The organism is Paraflavitalea sp. CAU 1676 (assembly GCF_029223285.1).
Lineage (GTDB): Bacteria > Bacteroidota > Bacteroidia > Chitinophagales > Chitinophagaceae > Paraflavitalea.
Genome location: NZ_JARHUJ010000011.1, coordinates 308,766 through 329,752, shown reverse-complemented (window position 1 = coordinate 329,752; position 20,987 = coordinate 308,766). Strand labels below are relative to the sequence as shown.

General features: G+C 48.0%; 17 protein-coding genes. 8 read left to right on the top strand and 9 right to left on the bottom strand.

Features of this window, described 5'->3' with window-relative positions; genetic code table 11:
• The first annotated feature begins 198 nt into the window (after positions 1-198).
• Positions 199-1,092: a lysophospholipid acyltransferase family protein gene (locus tag P2H89_RS32020; protein WP_275834968.1), complete on the top strand. Its 894-nt coding sequence runs from the start codon at positions 199-201 to the stop codon at positions 1,090-1,092.
• Between the two features lie 13 nt (positions 1,093-1,105).
• Positions 1,106-2,116, top strand: coding sequence for a fatty acid desaturase (locus P2H89_RS32015; protein WP_275834966.1), 1,011 nt, complete (start codon positions 1,106-1,108; stop codon positions 2,114-2,116).
• 99 nt (positions 2,117-2,215) lie between these two features.
• Here P2H89_RS32015 and P2H89_RS32010 read toward each other — a convergent pair whose 3' ends face one another.
• Positions 2,216-3,055: an ABC transporter permease subunit gene (locus P2H89_RS32010; RefSeq protein WP_275834964.1), complete on the bottom strand. Its 840-nt coding sequence runs from the start codon at positions 3,053-3,055 to the stop codon at positions 2,216-2,218.
• Positions 3,033-3,968 (bottom strand): ABC transporter ATP-binding protein, encoded by a 936-nt coding sequence (locus tag P2H89_RS32005; protein ID WP_275834962.1) that lies wholly within the window; start codon positions 3,966-3,968, stop codon positions 3,033-3,035. Before P2H89_RS32005 ends, P2H89_RS32010 begins: the two co-directional genes overlap by 23 nt.
• A gap of 420 nt (positions 3,969-4,388) precedes the next feature.
• Here P2H89_RS32005 and P2H89_RS32000 point away from each other — a divergent pair, with 420 nt between their 5' ends.
• Positions 4,389-5,831 (top strand): Ig-like domain-containing protein, encoded by a 1,443-nt coding sequence (locus P2H89_RS32000; protein WP_275834960.1) that lies wholly within the window; start codon positions 4,389-4,391, stop codon positions 5,829-5,831.
• Positions 5,832-6,114: 283 nt separating this feature from the next.
• Here P2H89_RS32000 and P2H89_RS31995 read toward each other — a convergent pair whose 3' ends face one another.
• The 5 genes from P2H89_RS31995 to P2H89_RS31975 form a co-directional block, all read right to left on the bottom strand.
• Positions 6,115-6,408: a transcriptional regulator gene (locus P2H89_RS31995; protein WP_275834958.1), complete on the bottom strand. Its 294-nt coding sequence runs from the start codon at positions 6,406-6,408 to the stop codon at positions 6,115-6,117.
• Positions 6,408-7,019: a hypothetical protein gene (locus P2H89_RS31990; protein ID WP_275834956.1), complete on the bottom strand. Its 612-nt coding sequence runs from the start codon at positions 7,017-7,019 to the stop codon at positions 6,408-6,410. The genes P2H89_RS31995 and P2H89_RS31990 overlap by 1 nt, the downstream gene beginning before the upstream one ends.
• A 2-nt stretch (positions 7,020-7,021) precedes the next feature.
• Positions 7,022-7,621, bottom strand: a complete 600-nt coding sequence (locus P2H89_RS31985) for a hypothetical protein (RefSeq protein ID WP_275834954.1) — start codon at positions 7,619-7,621, stop codon at positions 7,022-7,024.
• A 97-nt stretch (positions 7,622-7,718) separates the two neighbouring features.
• Entirely contained in the window at positions 7,719-8,372 is a 654-nt protein-coding gene (locus tag P2H89_RS31980) for a hypothetical protein (protein WP_275834952.1), read from the bottom strand.
• Between the two features lie 49 nt (positions 8,373-8,421).
• Positions 8,422-10,692, bottom strand: coding sequence for a TonB-dependent receptor (locus P2H89_RS31975; protein WP_275834950.1), 2,271 nt, complete (start codon positions 10,690-10,692; stop codon positions 8,422-8,424).
• 682 nt (positions 10,693-11,374) lie between these two features.
• Here P2H89_RS31975 and P2H89_RS31970 point away from each other — a divergent pair.
• The 3 genes from P2H89_RS31970 to P2H89_RS31960 all read left to right on the top strand — a co-directional run bounded on the left by P2H89_RS31970 (position 11,375) and on the right by P2H89_RS31960 (position 17,090).
• The gene (locus P2H89_RS31970) at positions 11,375-14,059 is read left to right on the top strand and encodes a M14 family metallopeptidase (protein WP_275834948.1); all 2,685 of its coding nucleotides are present in this window, start codon (positions 11,375-11,377) and stop codon (positions 14,057-14,059) included.
• Positions 14,060-14,129: 70 nt separating this feature from the next.
• On the top strand, positions 14,130-16,496 hold the full coding sequence (locus P2H89_RS31965) for a hypothetical protein (RefSeq protein WP_275834946.1): 2,367 nt from the start codon (positions 14,130-14,132) through the stop codon (positions 16,494-16,496).
• Positions 16,497-16,715: 219 nt separating this feature from the next.
• Positions 16,716-17,090, top strand: a complete 375-nt coding sequence (locus tag P2H89_RS31960; RefSeq protein WP_275834944.1) for a DUF4870 domain-containing protein — start codon at positions 16,716-16,718, stop codon at positions 17,088-17,090.
• Between the two features lie 59 nt (positions 17,091-17,149).
• Here P2H89_RS31960 and mdh read toward each other — a convergent pair whose 3' ends face one another.
• Positions 17,150-18,079 carry a malate dehydrogenase gene (gene mdh, locus P2H89_RS31955; RefSeq protein ID WP_275834942.1) on the bottom strand — a complete coding sequence of 310 codons (930 nt, stop codon included), beginning with the start codon at positions 18,077-18,079 and terminating at the stop codon, positions 17,150-17,152.
• A 116-nt stretch (positions 18,080-18,195) separates the two neighbouring features.
• Entirely contained in the window at positions 18,196-18,684 is a 489-nt protein-coding gene (locus P2H89_RS31950) for a redoxin domain-containing protein (RefSeq protein WP_275834940.1), read from the bottom strand.
• Positions 18,685-18,833: 149 nt separating this feature from the next.
• Between P2H89_RS31950 and P2H89_RS31945 the strand changes: the two genes are divergently transcribed.
• Complete coding sequence (locus P2H89_RS31945; protein ID WP_275834938.1) at positions 18,834-19,193, top strand: BlaI/MecI/CopY family transcriptional regulator; 360 nt, start codon at positions 18,834-18,836, stop codon at positions 19,191-19,193.
• Positions 19,194-19,199: 6 nt separating this feature from the next.
• Complete coding sequence (locus tag P2H89_RS31940) at positions 19,200-20,960, top strand: M56 family metallopeptidase (protein ID WP_275834936.1); 1,761 nt, start codon at positions 19,200-19,202, stop codon at positions 20,958-20,960.
• Positions 20,961-20,987 lie beyond the last annotated feature (27 nt).

Genomic DNA, 20,987 nt, shown 5'->3' with positions numbered 1-20,987 from the left:
AGTATCGACTAAAAAATAAGTGAGAGGGCTGCCCACCGGGCAGCCCTCTTTTTTGTCTTATGGCGGTTCGGTGGTCGCCCATGGCGTTTTATTCCTATATAATGTTAAACTGACAGTATTTTAATGGGTAATTGCAAGTTTTGTGAGGTTTATTCTTTTATCTTTAGCGCCACCTTTAAAACTAAACAACGGACGACTTTGGCTAAGTTGAGCTATTATATAGCCCTACCCTTTATTTACTTACTTTCACTGCTCCCTTTCCCTGTATTATACCTGGTATCGGACGGATTCTATTTTGTGCTGTATCACCTGATCGGTTACCGCAAAAAGGTAGTTTTCGCCAACCTGCGGAATTCTTTCCCCGATAAATCAGACGCCGAGATCAAGGCCATTCAAAAGCGCTTCTACAAGTACTTCTGTGATCTTTTTATCGAAACCTTTAAAACGCTCACCATTAGTCCCAAAGCGATGCTGAAGCATTGCGGCATGGACCCGGCGGCGCAGCAATTATTTGATGGATTTGCGGCAGAAAACAAGAGCATCATCATTGTCATGGGCCATTATGGCAATTGGGAGTGGGCGGGCAATACCTTTAGCCTGCTGTGTAAGCACCAGTTGTATGTGATTTATCACCCGTTGTCGAACCAGTACTTTAACAACCTGATCATAAAAATGCGCACGCGGTTTGGTACTAAGCTGATCGCAATGAGGGATACCTTCCGGGAAATGGTACTGAACAGGTCGCATTTGTCGGCCACTGCTTTTATTGCCGATCAAACCCCGGCGCCGGATAAGGCTTACTGGATGGATTTTCTGAACCAGGATACGCCGGTATTTCCCGGTACGGAGAAGATCTCTCAGAAAATGAATTATCCCATCGTATATGTGTCGATCAAAAAAATAAAACGGGGATACTATACGTTAAGCGCAGACATATTGAAGTTGCCGCCTTATAATACCACCCAGGAAGGAGAAATAACAGAAGCACATACCAAAAGGCTGGAAACAGATATTAAAGAGAATCCAGACACCTGGCTATGGACACATCGCCGGTGGAAGCATCAAAGACCAGAGAAACAGTTATCAAAGTAAATAAACGATCAATATGCTGTGTGGAAAAGAGCTGATCCTTGCAACGAAACCATTTGCGAAAGAGATCAGAAGTAAGAGTTGGTTGTACACCATCACAACCCTGGGCCTTTGTATCCTTGCTTTGAGTGCCACCGTATGGGCGCCATGGCTCGGACTGAGGATATTGAGTAGCATCGTCTCCGGCTTATTGCTGGTGCGTATGTTTGTGATCTACCACGATCATCAGCACCATACGATCCTGCACAAGTCGGTACTGGCCGATATGATCATGAGTGTGTTTGGCATTTACATGCTGGCGCCCACCAGTATCTGGAAGCGTTCGCACGACCATCACCATAAACATAACTCCAAGCTTTTCAGCGCCAGCATTGGTTCATTCCCGATCGCTACGCGGCAGAAGTACCTGACCATGGGTGCAGGTGAAAGGGTCGGCTACCTGGCTATCCGCCACCCCCTTACGATTGGCTTGGGTTACTTTACCATGTTCCTGCTGGGCATGTGCGTAAGCTCTTTCCTGAGCAGCCCCCGTAAGCACTTCGATGCGCTGATCGCACTGATCCTGCACATCGGGGCAGCTGTATGTATATTCATGTTTTTAGGATGGGAAGCGTGGCTCTTAATGTTCTTTGTGCCCTTTGTGATCGCTTTTGCTTTGGGATCGTACCTGTTTTATGCGCAGCATAATTTTCCCGGTGTTACCTTCTGCAGTAACCAGGATTGGGCCTATGACAAGGCAGCGCTGGAATCGTCCAGTTACATGACCATGAATCCCATTATGCATTGGTTTACTGCCAATATCGGTTATCATCATATACACCACCTCAATGCAAAGATCCCTTTCTATCGCTTGCCGGAAGTAATGAAGCACTTTCCCGAACTGCAGGCTGCCAGGACCACTTCCCTGCATCCACGGGATATCATAGCCTGTCTGAAACTGAAGGTCTGGGATCAGGAGCTGGGCCGTATGGTTTCTCTGAAGGAGCTGGCGGTGAATGTAAAGAAGGCTAAACTGGCCGCTGCGTAGTAGTATAAACAGCATAGAACTATCAACGTCATACCGGCGGCCGAATGGCCGCCGTTTCTATTGGTGGTTACCGTATTGGGGTCGATTGGCCGCTGTGTTTTAGGAAAGTATGTCCTTTCTCCGGAAGATCAGGATGGCTGTGCCTACAAAGCCGACAATATGCAGCAACAGGATGCCCGCCGATTTAAAAACACTGGTATAATTCACCGGGTTGTCAAAAAAGCCTTTCCATCCGAGCATGTGAGAGGTAAACAGGAAAGGTTTCATCAGGTTGAACAAGGGGAGGTCCATGGTACTGAGAATCGTGAAAACGATCACGATGCTCATCGTAGCCACGATGGGGCCAATGGAGTTTTCGGCAAATAAAGATAGAAAGAAGGAGAGGGCCGATACGGTGATCATGGCAACGGCCGCAAATCCAAAAGCTGAGAAATAGCGCCACATGACGTCGGCTTGCTTCAGCTGTATGATCTCTTCGCTCTTAAATACCATCAGATCGCCCACACCAAAGATCAGCATAGACAGCAATAGCGATAGAAAGGCCATCCACAATAATAGCGAGAGTGTATAGATCGCGCTGGCAATAAACTTCGAGAGCAGCAGGGTGCTTCGACTGATCGGCTTGCTGGCCAGCAGGCGAAGCGTGCCCATATTGGCTTCACCGGCAATCATGTCTCCACCGATCAGGGCGATTAGCAGGGGCACATGTATCAGCAGGGTTTGCAATATGAAATAACACACGAAATATCCATTGGCGATCTTGCCATCGATGGCGAAATCAGACCGGATGGACTGCAGCAACAGGTCGAGATAGGTGTCGGCATCGACGTACAGCGCCAACTGTATCAATAGTACGATAGCAGCGATGGCTGCAAAGGATATATAGGTGCGCGGGCGCTTGAATATCTTGAACAGTTCAATTTGTAAAAGGGTCCACATGTCTATTGGCAGTTGTTAAGGCCAGAAAATAGGCTTCCAGTGAATGCTGCGGTTGTACAGCTGTGATAGCGGCCCCCATCCCTACGAGGTCGGCGGTAAGGGCCGGCACCTGTTGTTCGTCCATCCGGAAAATCACATGATCTTCTTCGTGCGTTTGCAATTGCGCCTGCCAGCGGCTCGCTTGCAGGCGGGGCAGTACGGTGGGAAGATTGCCGATACCTACCCGGATGAGCATGTTCGATGTGTCGAATAGCTCTTTCACATTTCCTTCGGCTACTTTCTTTCCTTTATCAATAATGATCATTCTGTTGGCGGTCATTTCTATTTCATACAGCAGGTGAGACGATACCAGTACTGTCTTCCCGAATTGATGACTAAGGTTAAGGATCAGCTGCCTGATATCGGCAATACCCTGAGGATCGAGTCCATTGGTGGGCTCATCGAGTATGATGAGCTGGGGATCATGCACAAGTGCCACGCCAATACCCAGCCGCTGCTTCATACCTTGTGAAAATGTCTTGACCTTGCTGTGTGCTCTGTCTGCAAGACCTACCAGCTCCAACTGATCCATCAATTGCTGTTTGCCGGATTTGATGCCGCTCATACGTGCAAACAGAGAGAGGTTCTCATAAGCTGTGAGATACTTGTAGAGGTCAGGGCGCTCAATAACTGCCCCTACCTGCCGTAGTATATCTCTTCGATGCTTTTTGAGGTCCATACCAAAGAGTTCTATGCTTCCTTGAGATGGTTCTATGAGAGAAAGCAGCATCCTGATGGTGGTGGATTTCCCGGCGCCATTCTGGCCCAGGAAGCCGTATACATCACCCTGGTGGACAGTAAATGAAATATCATTGACCGCTGTAAGATCCTTGTAATGCTTGCTGAGGTGATTAACGCTGATGATGGCCGACATATAATGATATGTCTTACAAATTACAACCCAATTTGTTAGCAATGAGCAAAAAAAGCTACCTGTTGGGGATCACTATAGGACATGCATGCCCGTTTAAAAAAAAGTATCCGATTTCTTGCATAATCCGTAAGGTCGTTATACTTTTGCCTCATCTCCTCGCATCCTCTGATAATTCCGTTACCTGCAAGACCACATGATTTCCAATCTTGCACCAATTTCCACCAACAAAGTTCAATGTAACCAGTAGCCTGTCAGCAGGTTAACTATAATACTATTCTTTCCAATAGCTATGTAAGCTCGGAGTGGAAGTGATTCCCTCACTCGTACAATCCTTTAAGCAAAGTATTCTCCTTCCTTTGAATGCCCCGATGAACGCGCTTCATCAGTGTATCTCCATTACAAACTCTGAAACTTACATCAATGAAAAGGAATTTTACCCTTTTAGTATCCGCATGGGTACTCGCATCACTGAGTGCGCAAGCTCAGCTTCCTGAAAACTTCAACTCTCGTCCGGGCGTATCAACTTCGATGGTAAAGGCCCATCTGCAAAGCAAATGCTGGATCTTCGACGGTTTTAACACAAACGATAACTACACACCTGGTATTGAAGGTGATGGAGGAATGGTTTCTACCAGCAGCACGGCCACTATTTCTCAAACTACTGGTATTTACACACAGGTGCTGGATATTCCGGGCTCTGTTACGGTTTCTTTCAAATACAAGATCAGCGACGCTTTGCCGGCCGGCGCTACCCGTAGGATCAGGATTTTTCTGACCACGGCCGACCAGATCGTAGCTGGTGCTTACCTCGCGCAGATCAACATCAACAGCTCAACAGTAGCTGGTCAGGTTTATAGCTTCAGCCAAAACTTTTCACCGGTTGGTTCTGGTCCTTACAGGGTTTACCTGCAATACCAGGGCACAGGTGGTAACACAAGGGTAGGTATTGACCAGGTGATGGTTAATGCTCCGCTTTATTATCCAGCAGGTTGTAATTCAGCGCCCGTTGCAGTTAACGATAACTTCAACGGCGCTGGAAACCGCACTGCTTCGGGTGATGTAACACAGAATGACAGCGATCCCGAATTCGAGTCGTTCGATGCTTACCTCACCGAACAATCGGCCGATGGTACTGTGGTGCTGGAAACCAATGGCAACTTCTCTTTTACGCCCAATCCTGGTTTTCTCGGTACTACGACCTCTTTCAAATACAGGATCTGTGATTTCGGTTTCAATCCCCAGTGTTCTCCCGAAGCTACTGTAAACCTCACTTTTGCAGCTTCCACGCTGCCGGTAACCCTGGTTGATTTCAAGGGCCTGTACAAGGATGAAGGTAATGTAGAACTGAGCTGGGCTACTGTTGCCGAAGTGAACAGCGACCGTTTCGAGATCGAGAGAAGCTTCGACGGTGCTAAATGGGAAACGGTTGGTTCGATCAAGACCGGAGCGAACTCTTCAGCCAGGAAGAATTATAGCTTCATCGATAAAGTAGGTCGCAACACGGTAGCTAAGAAAGATGTGTACTACCGCCTCAAGCAGGTTGATATCGACGGCCGTCCTACCTACAGCAAATTACTCATCGTTCGTGTATACAATACTCAAGCACTGAAGATGGTAAGTGTAAGCCCGAACCCTGCGAAGAATGACATTGCCGTTAATGTACAATTGAACGAAGACTCTTATATCGTGATGAAGGTGCTCAACTCGAGTGGTGCTGAAGTAATGCGCAAGTCGGCCAAGGCAGGTGCAGGTTCCAACAGCTACCTGATGGATGGAAGCAGCAACCTCAAGCCAGGTATGTATGTACTGGAAGTGACTATCAACAGCAAAGAACGTATGATCGTTAAGCTGATCAAAGAATAATTGGTTAGGTTTCAACAGAGGTAAGAAAGCATCCCCCCTGTCCTGCTCGTATTACGCTAAGGATTTGGGGGGACTTTTTTTATGAGAAGGTGGTGCGAGGTAATAGGAAACCCTGGATTTGCTTAAGATATAACCTGGGTTCACCAGGTGCCCGAACAAAAAGGAGGAAACCTCAAATACCTGAGCCTTCCTCCTTTTGTTATTTTAGCCTGGCAAAGAGAATTTGAACGAGCTGCGTTTCGCCGGGTCTACGCCTGTAAAGGGCCTCCTGATGGAAATGCTTTTATTTTTTTACGCCGAGATAGGATTGCAGGTTGTTGACGTACTCTTCAAACGCTTTGATGCCGAGCGGCGTTATTTTGCAGGTTGTTTGGGGATAGTTGTCCTTGAACTGTTTGGCGACTTCGATGTAGCCGGCCTCCTTCAGCTTATTGATCTGCACGCTGAGGTTACCCGCCGTGGCATTTGTCTTTTCCTTGATGAAGGTAAATTCGGCCTCCTTCACACTGATCAGGAGTGAAACGACAGCCAGCCTGAGCTGGGAATGAAGTATGGGATCGAGGTCTTTAAATTCCATTAGGCAATGATTCTGTCTGTTGTCTGCATCTTTTTCCTGTGCTCAGCCCTCAGCATATAGCCGGGAATGAGGTATCCTACCAGCACTGCCACTGCAGCGATCATCATATCGTACCGGAAACTATCGACTATAAAAATGCCGATAGCGGCGGCCCAGTTTACCCATGCTCCCACGATCAGTGGTTTGAAGCGGATAGCACTGCCATGTATGAACATCCAGAAGGCATACAAAATATAGAAATAGCCAAAGGAGAATTCGCTTTCGCTGATGTATGCGGCTGCAATGATGGAGAACAGGCTAATGAAAAAGCCGTGCTCTATTTTGTCGAGCAATTCCTGTACATAGGTTTGCACCGTATCCTTTTTCTTTTTCTGCAGGTGCCCGATGGCATATACGATCAGGCCAACAGCCACCATGCCCAGCCATACCCATCCGATATATCTTCCCAGTTTGAGATAGCTCAACACGATGGAGCCTACCGTAGCACTAAACAGCAGCCAGCCCCAGATAAGCCAGCCATCTCCTTTTTCCTGGTGCTCATCACGGGCCACCTTGATCATTTGCTGTATCAGCAACAGGCTCTCTTCGCCCGATAACTTTTTCTCTTCCATGATTAAGCATTTTCTTTTTTATGCTTTGCCTGCAATACATAGCCGGGAACGATCCAGGCAACAATAACAGCCAGCGACAACATCAGCAACTGATAATCGTATGGCACAAAGCTGGCCAGTATCGACAACAGCCAGCAGGCGATGCCGCCGATCATGAGCACGCGCACTTTCAAAATGATACCCGATAAAAAAGTAGGCATGCCATAAAGCGCCAATAGTGCAGGATTGAAGAATTTGTAATACTCCGGACCCATGATCTGCCCGAATAGAAAGCCAAAGAGGAACATGAGGACAACGAAAGTGAGCCAAACAAAACCGATGATCTCGTCGGTATAGGTTCTCACTTTGCTGTTCTTTTTGCGCTGGCGGAAGTAAAAGAACTGGTAGATCAGTACCAGCCATACCGACACCCACACCAGGTAGTGCTGCTGATAGTGAACAAAATGTAATAATATGAATTGGGCAATGCTGCAGATCAGCACTGTCCATCCCCACAATAAATACAAATGGCCGTTCTCGCTGTAGCGATTACGGGCCTTGTTGATCATCGATTGGATCAGCTCAAGACTTTGTTGCTGCGAAAATCCTGGTTCATGCTCCATAGAGAAATTAATTATGGTGTTCAACCACGGGTCAAATATAAAGTTGTCCACGGCAATTCTGCCCGGGGCAGGCCGTGGACAATGCACATGATATGCACTATTTTATCTGATTCAGGAAATACAGCACCTGCGATTTGCCCCATTGTGGATGTATGTCCGATTCGGGTTTGTAGGTGTCGTATTTTTTGATGGACTGTTCAAACAGCGCCTTGGCTTCTGTTTTACTTCCACCGAACTGTTCAGGCGTATAAAATTTGTCCTGGCCCTCGAGCAGGTATACGCGTGGATTTTCAGGGTTCAGTGACTTGGCTTTTTGGAGCGCTTCTGCGGCCATCGGGCCATAGGTCATGTAGCGGTTCATTGGGTCGACCATCATCCGCAGTGTGGCGATCATTTTTTTCACGCAATAGATATCGGAGTTGTCTTTGTTCAGCGCTTCGGCCTTATTCAATAATTCCTCTGCCTTGCTGGCGAGCGGATCGATCTTGTCGCCATTGCCGCCACCAACAGCTCCTTGCATGTAACCAGACATGACGTTGCTGAGGGCAGCATAATAATAGGGGAGCCACTGTGTTTTTTCGGCATCACCAATGCGCTGAAAGCTATTGGCGGCATCGGTCCAGGCATCCGCAGTTTGCAGTGAGTCGAGTGAACTTACAATCGGTTGCATGGCCTTTACATATTTTTCGCTTTGAGCGCTGGCGCCCAGCACCAGGATGGATAAAACTACTGAAGTGAAGATCTTTTTCATATTGCTGTTATTTGAATGGATGGTTTATTGATTATTTGTTTTTTATTTATTAAAGGTTGCTGTTGATCACATCATCTGACCGGTCTACACCAAAGCTCAGGAAGCAACCCAGGAAGAAGAAGCGTTTGGCTGTAGGCACAACGGGCTCCTTATGTGATCCATTGGCCGAATAGTTGTACCCGAATATTTGGTTGTTGCCAATTACGTTGTTCACGGAAAACACCCATACGACAAACTTTTTGGCTGTCTGGCTGCCGATATTGGGCAGGTAATTGACGCTAAAGCTCATGCTGTGGTAGGGGATGGTTTTGCCCTGATCGGCAATGACAAATTTTGCGCTGCCATTGTCGTAACGGATATTGTAATAGGGCCTGCCCGAGGCGAAAGTATAAGAGCCGTTGAATTGCGTCTTCAGCTTGGTTACAAATTTCTTGACGATAAGGCTGGCAGTGTGGTTGGCTGCGAAATTGGGTTGCATGGCATAAGGGTAATTGAGGTAGTCGCGCTTGGTGTCGAGATACGAATAAGAGATCCAGTAGTCGACGTTCTTAAAGGTCTTACGGTCGCGCCAGAACAATTCGATCCCTTTGGCATGCCCGTAACCACCCCTGCCTACACTGTCGATGATCTTGCTACCGCTGGTTGCAAAGGTTTTATTGAGTTCGTTGTATTTCTTGTAGAATGCTTCAACCCGCAATGTATAGTCCCTGCTTACTTTTTGAACGTTGGCGATATAATGCGTTGCCTTTGTATAGGCAAGATCATTGTAGAAGTAATTGCGGAGGTAAAAATCCTTTTCAGGCTTCTGGTAGAAGACACCGTAAGCCAGTGATGCCTGCGTTTTTTCTCCCAATTTGTAAGCCAGCGAAACGCGGGGCGCAATATTCGCTTTATCAAGCTGCGAGGAATGTTCTACACGGCCGCCTACTTTGGCTGCGAGGTCGTTGGTGAGGTAAATATCAGTTTCGGCGAATGCAGCTTTGAAATGATCATCCGTTTCGGTGATGGCTTTAGGCACAAATTGATTGCTGAAATCGTTCTTGTCTTTAAAATACAGGTACTCGCCACCGAAACGCAATGCACTGAGGCCGGGTAGCTTCCTTTCCAACACTGCTTTTACCTGGGCAAGGCTACCATATGACTTAACCTTAAAACTCTTGCCGCCAAAAGGATCGTCGTCGATATCCTGGGGCACATTATCCTGGTTCTGCAGTTCATTGTTGATCTTATCGCTATTGTCGCTGTAAGAGGCGCCGAGGTTGAGTTTCCAGTTGCGATTCAGTTTTTCGCGGTAGGAGAGGTTGGCATAGACGTTGAAATTGGTGAGCCTGAATGCGTTTTTGAGGTCGAGGGAATCTATATCGGGCCGGCGAACCCCCAATTGACTATAATTAAAGTAGCCATAGAATTTGAGCATGCCGGTCCTGGACGTTTTGATCCGGAAATTGGCCTCGCCATTGTGAAACTCAGGCGTATGAAAATTATCGACCCGTTGTTTTACGACTGCCAGGTAGGCCACGAGGTTGGTATAATTGTAGTTGACGCCCCAGCTGGCCTTCTTCTTCTTGGAGAGACTTTGGTAACCAGCGTTGAGGCCTACTGTTGATATGCCTACACTTGCAGATGATTGTTCGGGCAGGTCGACCGATTCGAGGATCAAGGCAGAAGAGAGCGCCTGACCATACAGCGCCGAATACCCGCCGGAACTGAAGACGGTGCCTTTAAATATAAAAGGAGAAAAGCGCCCGCGCTGAGCGATATCCGGAACGCTGCTGAAGAAGAAGTTGTTGACGAGGGTTCCGTCTATGAATACCTTGGTTTCCTGGGCGGTACCACCTCTTACAAACAGGCCTTCACTTTCACCTACCTGTTGTGCGCCGGGAAGGGTTTTGATAGCACTGGTAATATCGGCATTGGCGCTGGCGGTGGTAACGATATCGATGGGATTGAGCGCCGTAGTGCGCTTGGTATCGCTGGCCTCGAAGGTGCCTGCGGTGATCACCACGGCCTTCAGTTCATTGGGTTCTTCCTTTAGCTGAAAATCCAGGGTGATGGAACCACCCGTAAGGCTTACTTTTTGTTCGAATAATTTAAAACCGATGGAGGTAACCAGGAGCGTTTGCTCGCCCTTTTCGGTCGTCTTGAACCGGTATTGTCCGGTTGAATCGGTGGTACCTCCATCGTAGGAGTCTTTGATGGCTATACTGGCGCCACTAACCTGGCGACCTTTGGCATCCTTCACTTTTCCTGAGATCGTGGTTTGGGCCGAGCCAACGAGCCAGGTGAGTGCCAGCAGGATGAGGGGAATCAATTTGAGCATGTAGCGATAGTTTGGACTTCAAAGCTAAAGTAGTTTATAACATAAACCAAATGATGTTGTAAAGTTGATCGCTGTTAGCAGGCTAAAGAAGGACGAAATGGTTGATTAATATGCTGATAATGAATGAATAGTGTAGCTGAAATATTTTTTGCGACTGTATTGTGACCGGACTACGGTGCAATTAGCAGGTTTCGGTAAGGCAATTTCCAGCGCCCGGGAGGGATTTTTCTATCGTGTTTTTACCTTGTAAAGCAATAAAAAATAGAGTACACTTGTGTTAACCCTCTTCCGTAGAAAAGCCTCAAACCGTCCCCCCGGTTGATGAGGATGAACATAGTTCACCTGTTACCTGAGCGCAGGCTGCCCTATTTGCCTGTTAACCCCGCTTGTAAAGCCGGCGTGGCTACCATTATAATCAATTAATCCAGTACAAAATCTGTACTATGAAACACATGTACGCACTATCCAGCAAACGTGCCCATTCCCGCCAGGGGCGCAAAGGACATACGGTACTTTTCTGTCACCCACCATTTTATCGGTGCCTCTAATTCAATAATTACTCCGGTAATCATTGCGGCATCTCCCATGCCGAAACGGCCAATTTCGCCGTATGGATACGCTTTTGCCCAACCCAACCCCTAATTGGAGTATAAACCGCTCCCAATCCCTAATGACTAAACCTATGAAACCATTGCATTATTTAGTTGCCATATCACTCGTAAGCCTCTCTACTACCGCCAGCGCACAGCAGAAATACAGTCGCGTAAAACTGGATATCCCCGCTGCAGGCCTTGCCTGGCTGGAATCGCAGGGCGTGGAGTTTGATCATGGTGAAATGATCAGGGAAGAAAAATCTTTCATTACCACCATCGACAGTGTTTCGATGATCAACCTGAAAAAGTTGGGTATCCGCTATACAGTCCTCATCGACGACGAAACGGCACATTTCAAAAGCGTCGCTCACCGTGAGAATTTCTACAAGCAAACAGAGGCCGTCATGCTCAATGGAAAGCTGGAGTTTGAGAATCCCTGCGGCTCACATTATTCTGGACTATCAGTACCCGCCGGATTTATTGACGGATCTTATGGCGGCTATTATACCTGGCAGGAGATGCAGCAACGCATCGATTCGCTGGTGCATCATTATCCCTCCCTGGTTCAAAAGATCGTTCTGCCAACAACTTCCCTCGAAGGCAGGCCCCTGATCGTGGTTAAGATATCGGACAATGCCTCCTCCGATGAAGCGGAACCGGAGGCGTTTTATACCGGGCTTCATCATGCCCGCGAAGGCATGAGCATGATGAACCTGTTCTTCTTTATGCAATACCTGGTAGAGAATTATTCAACCGATACCAGGATCAAAGAATTGGTCGATAGCCGGGAGCTTTATTTTCTGCCCTGTGTGAATCCCGATGGCTATCGTTATAATGAGATCAGTGCTCCGGGCGGCAGCGGCATGTGGCGAAAGAATCGCCGGCCAAATGCCGGTGGGTCTTATGGTGTAGACCTTAATCGTAACTATAATGTTGATTGGGGGATAACGGGCCCCAACATCAGTACCTCCCATAGCCCTTCGAATGATGCTTATGTAGGTACAGGCGCGTTTTCGGAACCGGAAACCCAGGCCATCCGGGCCTTCTCGGCTACCCGCCACTTTACCGTAGCTATTGATCATCATGCATATGGTAATTACTACGTAACGCCTTATGGCCGGCCCGCCAGCCATCCTTTCTCAACGGTTGATGCCGCCTTCTATTCATATGCTTCTGCACTGATGTCGAGGTACAACGGGTATTTTGCCGGAGATGGAATGGCTACGGTGGGTTATTATGCCGTGGGTAATTCGCGCGACTGGCATATCGCCGGCGACCTTGGCATGGGTACCAAGCAAAAGACCTATGGCTATACGGTGGAAGTAGGCAACGGCAGCCTGGGCTTTTGGCCTCAACCCGAGAATATTATTCCCATTGCCAAAAGCATGTTCTTTGCCAACGTTCAGATGGCTTACATGGCTGGTTCGTATTTCGAACTGCAGGATATGGATCCTGTAGCCGTGACATCCACCAGCGGTGATTTTGGCTTTAGCCTCCGCCGGATCGGGTTAACAGATGCCCCTGTAACGGTAACAATAAGTCCTGTTGAAAATATTGCCACCATCAATGGTTCAGTAACGGTGAACAGCTTTGCTAATTATTTCGATACCGTGCAAAGGCAGATCGGATATACATTACCCGCTGGCCTTGGCGCCGGTTCAAGGATCCGTTTTGCCTATGAGATCAGTTCGGGTGGCATTACCATCAGGGATACCATCACCAAATTATTTCAACCCGTTACGCTGCTCGCCGACAATATGGAATGGGCTTCCAACCCGAACTGGAGCCTTTCCGGAGGGTGGGGCACCAGTACGGGTGCTTCCTATCAGGGAACGCGTGCACTCACCGAGTCGCCTTCGGGTAACTATGCCAGTGGATCAACCTCCACGGCCACCTATAATACCAGCTTCGATCTTTCGAATGCTTCAGCTGCTTATCTGTCATTTTGGGTACGGCATCGTGCCGAGAACGCTTACGACAAAATGCAGGTGCAGGTATCGACAGGCGGTAGCTATCTCTCTGTTTGCGGTAATAATACTGTATCAGAAAATATTGGTACGCTGGGCAGTCAGCCTGCACTCACCGGCATGCGCGATGCCTGGACCCGCGAAGTGATAGACTTGCGCAATTACCTCGGTAATTCCTCGGTAAACCTGCGCTTCCGTTTCACCTCGAATGGTGCAACCGGCTATGACGGATTCTATATAGATAATATGGAATTGGTAAAATCGTCGCTGATCCTTTTGTCATCGAAGTTTACCAGCCTGCAGGCAAAACAGGCGGAGGAAGGGGTAGAGCTTACCTGGCAAGCAGCGGTCTCTGCCGAACATGATCGGTTCGAAGTGGAGCGGTCGGCCGATGGAACAAATTTCATAACGCTTGGCACCGTGAAAGGAGTTACCAATCTACGCTTCGTTGATCCATTGCCAGCCGGTGTGAACTATTACCGCGTCAAGGCCGTCGATAAGGCAGGACGCGCGGACTACAGCCGGATCGTGACCATCGAAACCACAATCATGACCAGTGTGCAGCTGCATCCTAACCCGGTTTCAAAGGTGATGGTCATGAGGTTTCAACTGGTTTCACCATCCGGTTTGCTGTTGAAGGTTACCGATATCGCCGGCAGGCCGCGGTACCAGCAGACAATCCAGGCGACTAAAGGAATAACAGACTGCCGTATCGACGTAAGCCACTGGCCGGCGCAGGTATACCTGCTGCATGTCAGTGATCCGCGAACAGGGCAGGTATCGGTTCTTAAGATGATCAAGCAATAAAGTCCGCGTACGGTGCTCCTGCAAAGGAGCAGCGTACATACCAATAATCAATAACTGAAAATCCATTCCAATGAAAAAGAGATCTACTATCCTGATTTTGCTTATTCTCTTGTTACTGCTTTGGGGTATGGCAGAGCGGTCTGAAGCGCAGACTGTCGACTTCAGCAAGACTGTTGCCAATATCACTACCGGCGGTAACGGCACCAGCGCCAGCGAAGGAAATATCCTGGAGTATACGATCGTCGTGAAGAATCTATCCACGACGAACTACACGAATGCTATTTTGTACGATAACATCCCGGCGGGAAGTGCCTATGTACCCAATTCCACCTTTCTGAATGGGGCAGGCGTGGCCGATGCCAGTGGCAAAATGCCTTATTCCAATACGGGCAATATCATCCAGTCGCCCGCGGCTGGCTTAGGTGTATTGGTACCCAATGTGCCGGCTACGATCAGGTTCCGTGTGCGGGTAACTGCCAATGGTGGTAATATCAACAATTTCGCCATGCTTGAGTATGATCACCAGTCCAATAAGATATCGCAGAACTCCAATAAAGTGTTTACCAACCTGTCGCCCGATCCGCTTTGTACCACCATCTATCAGTCGACGGCCGAAACGACCAATGGTGTGCCCCAAAGCCCGTCTAATAAACCCTATCGATATATCAGAACGGTCAATACGACCAATGGTACTGCAGGCCCGATGATCTACGATGGCGCCAACGGGCTTTGCTACAATGCGCTGACAGGTGCTGCACTTGCCGCAGGCTCGGTGCTCACGTATGCTTCTGCTATTGCCTATGACAAGAATACCAATCGCATCTATTTTGTAAATAACTATACCAACGAATTTCAGGACCTCAGTTATATCGACCTGAATGTTTCTCCGGTGGTCGCCCGTAGATTTGTAGGTTATCCATTGGAAACGAACCTGACGAGTGGCTACAATATCAACAGGATGTCCTTTTGTTCGGATGGTTTTGGTTATGCCATTACACAGAATGGTCGTGACATTATCCGCTTTTCGATCAATGCCGTTACAGGCGCTCCGGATATCGTACGCCTTGGCGCGCTGATCAATGATGTCAACAATGGCAGCAACAATATTCTCAATGAAAGCGGCGGTGATATATTCGGTGATGGTTCGGGTAACCTGTACCTGATTGCCAACTCCAGCAAACTGTATAAGATAAACCCTAACACCAGGGTATCCACGTTCCTTGGTTCGGTAAACCCTTTTCCGGGTACTTCCAATTCGATGGCGGTGGATCCGGCCGGTAATGTTTACATTGGTGGTGCTTACCGGAATGTGTTTAACGTGAACCTGGCTTCCATGGCAGGTGTATCGCTGGTGACGGACTCCCTGAATAATGTGTGGACGAGCGGTGACTATACCAGCTGTGGATTTCCGGTGCTGGCACCTGTATTGGAAGCGATCAAAACGTACCGCAATATCAATGGGCATGTAGGCGTGATAGGTGGTGATACCGTGGAATACGTTATCGAGGTCATCAACACCGGCAACCTGAATGCTGCAGGCGTTAAATTGTACGACTATATCCCTGCGAATACAGCGTACATTCCCAATTCCACAAAACTCAATGGTGTTGTCATTCCCGATGTGAGTGGTATGATGCCTTTTTCGCTAACCGGCGGTCGCCTGATCAACACGGCTGGGCAGCCTAATGGTATCATCAGGCCCGGTGTGCAGCATAAGGTCGTAATGACGTTCAGGGTCAAGACGGCACTCAATAGTTATGTCTGCAATCAGTCGAGGGTTACCCTATTCGATATCAATGGCAACCCGATATTTATCAATTCCGACGATCCTACGCAGCCAGGCGGTGGCTCACAGGCTACCTGCTTTTACACTGGTGGTGTATTGCCTGCCAATAGCTTTACTTTTAAAGCCAGTTTACTCGACGATAAATCGGTACTGCAGTGGAGTGTTAAAGAGGAATACAATATTGAACATCATGATATTGAATACTCCAACGATGGCAGCCGCTTTGTATCCCTCGGCAGTGTTAAGAGCAAAGGGAATACTATGGGGGTTAACAATTATCAGTTTACCGATGAAGTAAACACCTTGGCCCCCGCCAGGTATTACAGGATCAAGACCCGGTCGTTTAATGGTAAGCAGGTCTATTCTTCCGTAGTCCGGTTGAGTATTAAAAGTCTTCAGGTTACCCGTATCATGCCCAACCCCTTCGACAGGGTGATTACGGTTCAGTTGCAATTGAAAAGTGCAGGGCGTGTACAGACCCGCCTGGTTGACATGTTTGGCAGGGTAGTGGTGCAACGATGGGAGTCGATGGGTAAAGGGGTGCATTCCTTTACGATAGAAGCACCTGCGGGGCTTGCTCCCGGCACGTATGTGATGGAGATCATTGCTGGCACTACCGATATGTATCAGCAAAAGCTGATCAAACAGTAATTGGTTGAAGCTGATAATAAGGGCAGTATCCGGAGGGGGCTGCCCTTATATTGTTTGAGCGACACGAAAAATTGCAACTTCTTTGTAAAACAGAACGATGGTTCATTTATTTTTTATGGAACTGGCGGGGATATTCAGTAACTTAAGGTGGAAATGGTGGTGTAATAAAATGGTGGTTGTGGAGACTTATTAAGTATAAGAATCTTAAACAAACATAACATGAATCAGCAAACCAATTCAATCCTGGGTAGCGAAGAGCAACCCTTATACACACCTACGTCCGATGAGCGTACTATGGCCATCCTAAGCCACGTTCTTTGTCTGGTTGTCGGCTTTTGGGCACCCCTGATCATTTACCTGGTAAAGAAGGGTGATTCCAAATTCGTGACAGAGCATGCGAAAGAATCGCTGAACTTCCAGATATCTCTGGTGATCTATTTCATCATAAGCGCCATTCTTATCATTGTGTTGATAGGCATTTTCCTCATCTGGGCAATTGGTATCGCAGCCATTGTGTTGATCATTATAGCCACTATACGGGCCAGTGAGAACAAGCTGTATCGCTATCCCTTCTGTATCCGCCTCATCAAATAATCATACGAAAAAGGGCGCCATTGGCGCCCTTTTCTCTATCGTTGTTTATAGCTTAAAGCTTATAAAGTCTTCAGAACGTCGTTCATATTGCGTACGGCATCAGCGCTCTTGTTGAACAGAGCCTGCTCGTCTGCATTCAAACCGAAGTCCAGGATCTTCTCCCAGCCACTACGGCCAATGGTCACCGGTACACCCAGGGCGATGTCTTTCTGTCCGTATTCGCCATTGAGCGATACGCAGCAGGTGAACAATTTCTTCTCATCCCGAACGATGCTTTCAACCAGGGCTGCTCCGGCAGCACCGGGTGCATACCAGGCAGAAGTACCGATCAGCTTGGTGAGGGTGGCGCCACCTACCATGGTATCAGCGATAATTTGTTTTTGTTGTTCTTCGCTCAGGAACTTGGTTACCGGAACGCTGTTCCAGGTAGCAAAGCGGATCAGGGGGATCATGGTTGTATCACCGTGACCGCCAATTACCACTGCATTCAGATCAGCCGGGCTGCAGCCGAGGTGCTGGCTCAGTTGATATTTGAAACGGGCGCTGTCCAAAGTACCACCCATACCGATGATGCGGTTCTTGGGAAGTCCTGTAGCAGTGAGCGCCAGGTAGGTCATGGTATCCATTGGGTTGCTGATCACGATGATGATCGCATCGGGAGAATATTTGAGGATGTTTTCGCACACACCTTTTACGATGCCAGCGTTGGTACCGATCAGCTCTTCGCGGGTCATACCAGGTTTGCGGGGCAAGCCTGAGGTAATCACTACAACATCAGATCCTGCAGTTTTAGAGTAGTCATTGGTGCTTCCGGTGATCCGGGTATCGAAGCCCAGCAGCGTAGCGGTCTGCATCATGTCCTGGGCCTTGCCTTCAGCGAATCCTTCTTTAATGTCGAGTAAAACCAGTTCTGTAGCAAGTTCTTTACGGGCAATATTATCGGCACAGGTAGCACCCACGGCGCCTGCACCCACAACGGTTACTTTCATCAGAAAACAATTTTAGAGTTGATCAATGTGTAAATCCTGTCTGTCCGTTTCAGACGGATCCGGCAGGCGGGGCAAAGGTAGGCCATGAAAACACAAGATGCAATCTAAATCCGGAATTACTGGAGGGCTTTGAGCAAAGTCTCTACCGCCACATTTCCCTGCCAGGTATTCACCAGGTCGCCTTTCTTGTCGTATGCTGCGAGGTAAGGCAGGCTTTGGATATGATAAAAGGGGGGCAGGAAAAACTTTTCATCCCGGCCCACTTTGATATTAGGATGCTTACTCAGTTCGAAATAATTGATAAACTCCACCATTTCTTCAAATTTCTGATAGGTGGCCAATACCAGTTGGGCATGCTTGAACTTATCAATGCTTTTCATCATGTCTTCCATCTGATGCTGGCAATGATCGCAACCCGGACTAAAGAACATCACCAGCACGGGTCCTTTCTTCAACTGGTCTTTGGTAAAATTTGTGCTATCGGCCTGTAACAAAGTGAAAGGCGGTACGGTCGGGAAACGCTTGTAGGGATAGGTTGTATCCGTTTGTGCCACAGCAAGTAAGACAAACAATAAAGTGGCTGTTGTCAGTATCCATTTCTTCATCGCGGTCGAAATTTTGAATGAGGTTTGTGGCCCCAAAAGTAACTGTAAACCATCTTACTGTATAATGAGAAGTCTCTTTTAACAAAATGAGGGAGAAAATAATTGGAAGGTCTACGATATTGTCGTAGGTTTACGAAAATATCGTACAGATGGAGAAATTAACACCCCAGGAAGAGGACGCGATGATGGCAGTGTGGAAGGCCGGAGAGGGTAACGTAAAGGTATTTCTGGAATTGATGGACGAACCCAGGCCTCCTTATACCACCCTTGCGTCTACCATTAAGAACCTGGAAAGAAAGGGTATGCTGCGCAGTAAGCTGGTAGGGAATGCCTATTTGTATACACCGGCTATGACCGAGGAGGAATATAAAAAAACCTTTATGAACGGCGTAGTCAAGAATTACTTCGATAACAGCTATAAAGAGCTGGTGAACTTCTTCGTGGAGCAAAAGAAACTGAGCCCCGAAGAATTACAGGAGATCATCGATATGATTGAAGGAAAGAAGTAAAAACGTATGCAGTATATCCTCAAACTATCCATTGCCTTGACAGTAGTATACCTGTTTTACTGGTTGCTGCTGCGCAGGCTTACATTTCATAACTGGAACCGGTGGTATTTATTACTATACTCTGCGGTATGTTTCCTGATACCTATGGTTGATGTAGGCAGTTTGTTACAAAGGCGGGGTTGGATCGATGCTACCGTTGTTAACTATATACCATCGCTCACCAATGCCGGCAAGGCATATCTGCCGGTTGAAAGAAAGGAAATCGTTTGGGCGGTTGTATCCTTACTGGTAGCGGCAGGCACTGTCCTGATGCTGATTCGAATGCTGGTACAATACTGGTCGCTGCGGCGGCTACTTTCGTCGGCTGTACTATTGTCTGATGGCGACGTAAAATTGTTCCATGTTGAAAAAAAGATCATCCCTTTCTCTACGGGAAATGCTATCTACGTTAATCGCCATCTCCATCAGGACCATGAGCTCAGGGAAATCATCAGACATGAATTCATTCACATAAAACAACGTCATTCACTCGATCTCTGGTGGAGCGAACTGTTATGTATTACCAATTGGTACAATCCTTTTGCCTGGCTTATCCGGAAAGCCATCCGGCAAAACCTGGAATACATAGCCGATCACCAGGTGTTGCAAAGCGGTCTCGACCGAAAGCAGTACCAATACCTTTTGTTGAAGGTAACCGGTGTTGCCCCGTTCAGCTTCACCTCTAATTTCAATTTTTCCTCACTCAAAAAAAGAATTGTCATGATGAACAAGAACAAAAGTGCCAATGCGCACCTCATGAGGTTCCTGTTTATACTACCACTGCTTGTGGTAGTGTTGCTGGCCTTCCGGAAGGTAACGATCACCAACACCTCCGTAACCGTATCAAATATAACAGATACGGTACCGGTGAAAACGATCGACATAGACGCGGAATTCAAGAAAAGGAATATAAAGCAGATCATGATTACCGAGAAGGGTGACAAAGCAAAAGTCACCCTCAGAGATGGAACGGTCAAATCCTTCGACCTGACAAAGGCAGATGAAAAAGCCGCTTTCGAAAAGGCATACGGCGACCTGGAACCTCCGGCTCCGCCGCTTGCTCCCAGGCCCTCCAAATTGGCCGCACCACCCGCTCCTCCTGCTCCGGTAAAAGGCCAGCAGCCAGCACAGCCAGCAACGCCTCCTGCGCCTCCTGTGCCTGTAGAAGCGCCACAGCCTTCGCAGCCTGCCCAGCCTCCTGCACCACCGGTAAAAGTCAAAAATGTGGTTGCCGTGGCTACACCTGACAACGATATTTCGATCGCGGCGGATGAAGTGCGGATGGTGTATGCCTCTGAAGTCAATGTGTCGGGCGGAACGGTTGTTGGCAAGGGCAATGCCCATGCCCAGGTACAGGAAACACCGGTTCGGAGAACTGTGATGAGCGGCGATCTGATCGCAATAGCTCCCGCAGCATCTGCCGGGATGGAAGCCGATAAAGTGCCTCTCGAAGAGCAACCATTGCTTGAGTTGACCAACAGCATGACTTCGGATGATCTGGACCGTATCGCCCGCGAGCTGGCCGGCAGGGGGTATACTTTAAGATTCAAGAATGTGAATTTCGATAACGGTGTACTTACCTCGGTCGTGGGATCAATCTCTTACGACGGCAAGTTGAGCAAGTTCACGGCCGATTCGTTTAAGAAATTGTCAATCTACCTATACAAAGGCAATCCTGATAAATTTCATATCATGATCCACAACGGACGGGTATCATTGACCAATTAATATTCGTATATCATTTAAGCACCTTGT